3 protein-coding genes are annotated in these 3,027 nt (G+C 68.0%); all 3 read left to right on the top strand.

Annotated features, from left to right (window positions below; genetic code table 11):
• The first annotated feature begins 558 nt into the window (after positions 1-558).
• The 3 genes from FHS88_RS20310 to FHS88_RS20300 all read left to right on the top strand — a co-directional run bounded on the left by FHS88_RS20310 (position 559) and on the right by FHS88_RS20300 (position 2,243).
• On the top strand, positions 559-1,068 hold the full coding sequence (locus FHS88_RS20310) for a DUF2924 domain-containing protein (protein WP_184487306.1): 510 nt from the start codon (positions 559-561) through the stop codon (positions 1,066-1,068).
• Positions 1,065-1,457 (top strand): recombinase family protein, encoded by a 393-nt coding sequence (locus FHS88_RS20305; RefSeq protein ID WP_456306815.1) that lies wholly within the window; start codon positions 1,065-1,067, stop codon positions 1,455-1,457. The genes FHS88_RS20310 and FHS88_RS20305 overlap by 4 nt, the downstream gene beginning before the upstream one ends.
• Positions 1,458-1,470: 13 nt before the next feature.
• A protein-coding gene (locus FHS88_RS20300; protein ID WP_184487305.1) for an IS5 family transposase occupies positions 1,471-2,243 on the top strand; the annotation gives its coding sequence in 2 pieces (ribosomal slippage) (positions 1,471-1,804 and positions 1,804-2,243; 774 coding nt in all).
• The last annotated feature ends 784 nt before the right edge of the window (positions 2,244-3,027 follow it).

The raw sequence follows: 3,027 nt of genomic DNA, 5'->3' as shown, positions 1-3,027 counted from the left end.
CCATGGTGAGCCTCCGATGCTCACCAGGGTGAATCACATCACCCCCGCGTCGGGGAATCCCCCACCTGAGTCACACGCCATGGGAATTGGTATAATCGCTCCACGGCGCAAGGAATGAGCGGAGTCTCCGTGGATCCAGGCTCCTCAGCCGATCCGGGTCCGTGAATTTCCTCGGGTTGAAGGAGCCCATGGAGCACCACCGCCGATTCGCCGGACGGTAGAATATCTGGGTCGCAACACCGTCGTCATCTGTTCCCCAATCGTGCCGACCGCTTCCCGTGTTCGCAGCCCCGACATCGCGGCGGGACCGTCGGTATGTGCAAGCGACCACGCCTCCGCCATCAGGAACATGTCACCTCCCAATCCGACTATGCTCCGTCTCACAGGCCTCCCGCCCCACCTCCGCGAGGTCTGCGACCTGCTCGCCCGCGGCTTGCTGCGGCTGAGGACCCGCGCTGCCGAGGAAGCCGCCCGTGGGGCCGCGGCGGCGGGAGAGCCTCGCCTACACTTCGTCCCCACCCAGCGCCGTCATGCGAACCCCGAGAGAAAGGGAGACGCATGACACAGACCAGACGGAAGCCGCCGGCCGCATCCCAAGCGCCCGCCCCCACCATCCCCGCCATCCCGAAGCCGGACGTGCCGGCGCGCCTCGCCGCGCTCCCCGGCCTGCCGATCGGCGAGCTGAAGGCCGAGTGGCGCCGGCTCTTCGGCACCGAGCCGCCGCCCTACAACCGGCGCTTCCTGGAAAGCCGGCTCGCCTACCGCATCCAGGAACTCGCCTATGGCGGCCTGAAGCGCGAGACGCTGGAGCGCCTCGAGGCGCTGGGCGAGCAGATCGACGGCAGGAACGTCACCCTCCGCCGCATCCGCCACGAGCAGCGCCCGATCGCCGGCACCCGCCTGATCCGCGAGCACCAGGGCGTCGAGCACGTCGTCACCGTCACCCGCGACGGCTACGAGTGGCAGGGCCGGCCCTACCGGTCGCTCTCCGCCATCGCCCGCGCCATCACCGGCACGCGCTGGAACGGCTGGACCTTCTTCGGCATCCGGCCGCGGAGCGGCGCATGACCCGGCGCGACGCCGCCGCCCTGCCGGCGAAGGTGCGCAAGCTCCGCTGCGCCGTCTACACCCGGAAATCGACCGAGGAGGGGCTGGAGAAGGAGTTCAACTCGCTCGACGCCCAGCGCGAGGCCTGCGAGGCCTTCATCGCCTCGCAGCGCGCCGAAGGCCGGGTGCCGGTGCATGACCGCTACGACGACGGCGGCGTCTCGGGCGGCACCCTCGACCGCCCGGCGCTCAAGCGCCTGCTCACCGACATCGAGGCCGGCCTCGTGGACGTGGTGGTGGTCTACAAGATCGACCGCCTGTCGCGCTCGCTGATGGACTTCGCCCGGCTAGGTCCTGAACCCAAACTGCTGGACGCGACGCGCGATGATTTGATTCAAGCTTCCTGTTGACGGGGGGCTTGGCATGTCGCGGTTCGATCTGAGTGAGGCGGAATGGCGGATCATCGAGCCTCTGCTGCCGGGTGCGGATGGCCGGCGGGTGGGGCGGCCGCGGCGAGACGACCGGCGCGTGCTGAACGCGATCTTCTTCGTGCTGCGCACGGGCACGCCGTGGCGCGACCTGCCCGAGCGGTACGGGCCGCACACCACGGCATACAATCGCTTCAACCGCTGGGCCAAGCGCGGCGTGTGGCTCTCGATCTTCGAGGCGTTGGCGGCGCGCTCGCCCGGCTCGCTGGCGCTGATCGACAGTTCCATCGTGCGCGCGCACCAGCACGCCGCCGGCGGCAAAAAGGGGGTCCGGATCACGCCATCGGTCGTTCCCGTGGCGGACTGAGCGCCAAGCTCCACGCCCGCGTCGATGCCCGCGGCCTGCCGGTGCGCCTCGCCCTCTCCGCGGGACACGCCGCCGACATGCGCGCGGTGCCGGACCTGCTCGCCGGCCTCGCCCCCGGCAGCGACGTCGTCGCCGACCGCGGCTACGACTACGACGAAGTCCGAGAGCGCATCCGCACCGCAGGCGGGCGCGACCACGTGCCGACCACACGGCAGAAGCGCAAGCAGATCACCGTCCCGCCAGCACTCTACCGCCAGCGCAACCTCATCGAACGATGCTTCAACCGCCTCAAGCATTTCCGACGCATCGCCACGCGCTTCGACAAGCTCGCACGCAACTACCTCAGCGCCGTCGCCCTCGCCGCCATCCGGCTCTGGACACGGTTTGAGTCCAGGACCTAGCCAGAAGGAATCCGGGCCCGGAGTCGATCGGGCCCTGCGGTGGCGGCGCCAACTCGCGCCACCGGCGTCAGCCGCAGCCCGGCGGATTTCCTGCGCGCGAACCTTGTGGACTCAATCGGCCAAGTCCCGAGCCGCGGAGAAGAAAACGTCGTTCGGAGAGAGCTTCCTGGTTCGGAGGCGGTCTCGGAGGTCCCGAGGTCGGCGCGCGAACCCCTGCCAGAATGGCGCCTCAGCGCGATGACTGACAGCCGGGAGAGTGGTTCTGGAACGGCCGACTGGAGGCCCAAACAGAATTCGAAACTCAGACCCTTCCGCGTCCAGTAAGCTGTTGTTTTGGGAGGGGCTGAAGCTTGGGACTAAATCGGCCAAGTCCCAAGGTCCGGAGAGAGCCGGCCCTCCGGAGAGCGAATTCCAGCTCGTTCCGATCTCAGCACTCCCAAGGACTGTTCGCCAACCCTGGCGCAACCTTCAGTTCCAGGCGCCGATCGCCCAACCGGAGAGCGAATTTCTAGGCGGAAATGGCGTAGGAGTGGGAACCAGGAAGCGAAACTCTCTGGCGTCAACCACCATTACTCAAATCGGTTGCGATGTTACCGGACGCTTCGCGCTCTCAGGTCTGCAACAGCTTGAGCAACCTCCTCGGCTCGCTTGCTGAGGGCCTGCCGCAATCTCTCGGTCTCAGCCGTCTCCGGAGACCTCTGCGAAACGCCTTGCTGAGGGCCGCTGTTGTTGATTCGCTTTGTGGGTCGGCAACGGTGGCGAGGCGGGGATGGGTCAGCGGCGG

Origin of the sequence: Neoroseomonas alkaliterrae (genome assembly GCF_014199195.1) — a bacterium.
In the GTDB taxonomy this organism is placed as follows: domain Bacteria; phylum Pseudomonadota; class Alphaproteobacteria; order Acetobacterales; family Acetobacteraceae; genus Neoroseomonas; species Neoroseomonas alkaliterrae.
This window is presented reverse-complemented; position numbering and strand designations above follow the sequence as displayed.

Coding starts and splice junctions, on each gene's coding strand:
- FHS88_RS20310 (WP_184487306.1), top strand. CDS start 559: ATGACACAGACCAGACGGAAGCCGCCGGCCGCATCCCAAGCGCCCGCC.
- FHS88_RS20305 (WP_456306815.1), top strand. CDS start 1,065: ATGACCCGGCGCGACGCCGCCGCCCTGCCGGCGAAGGTGCGCAAGCTC.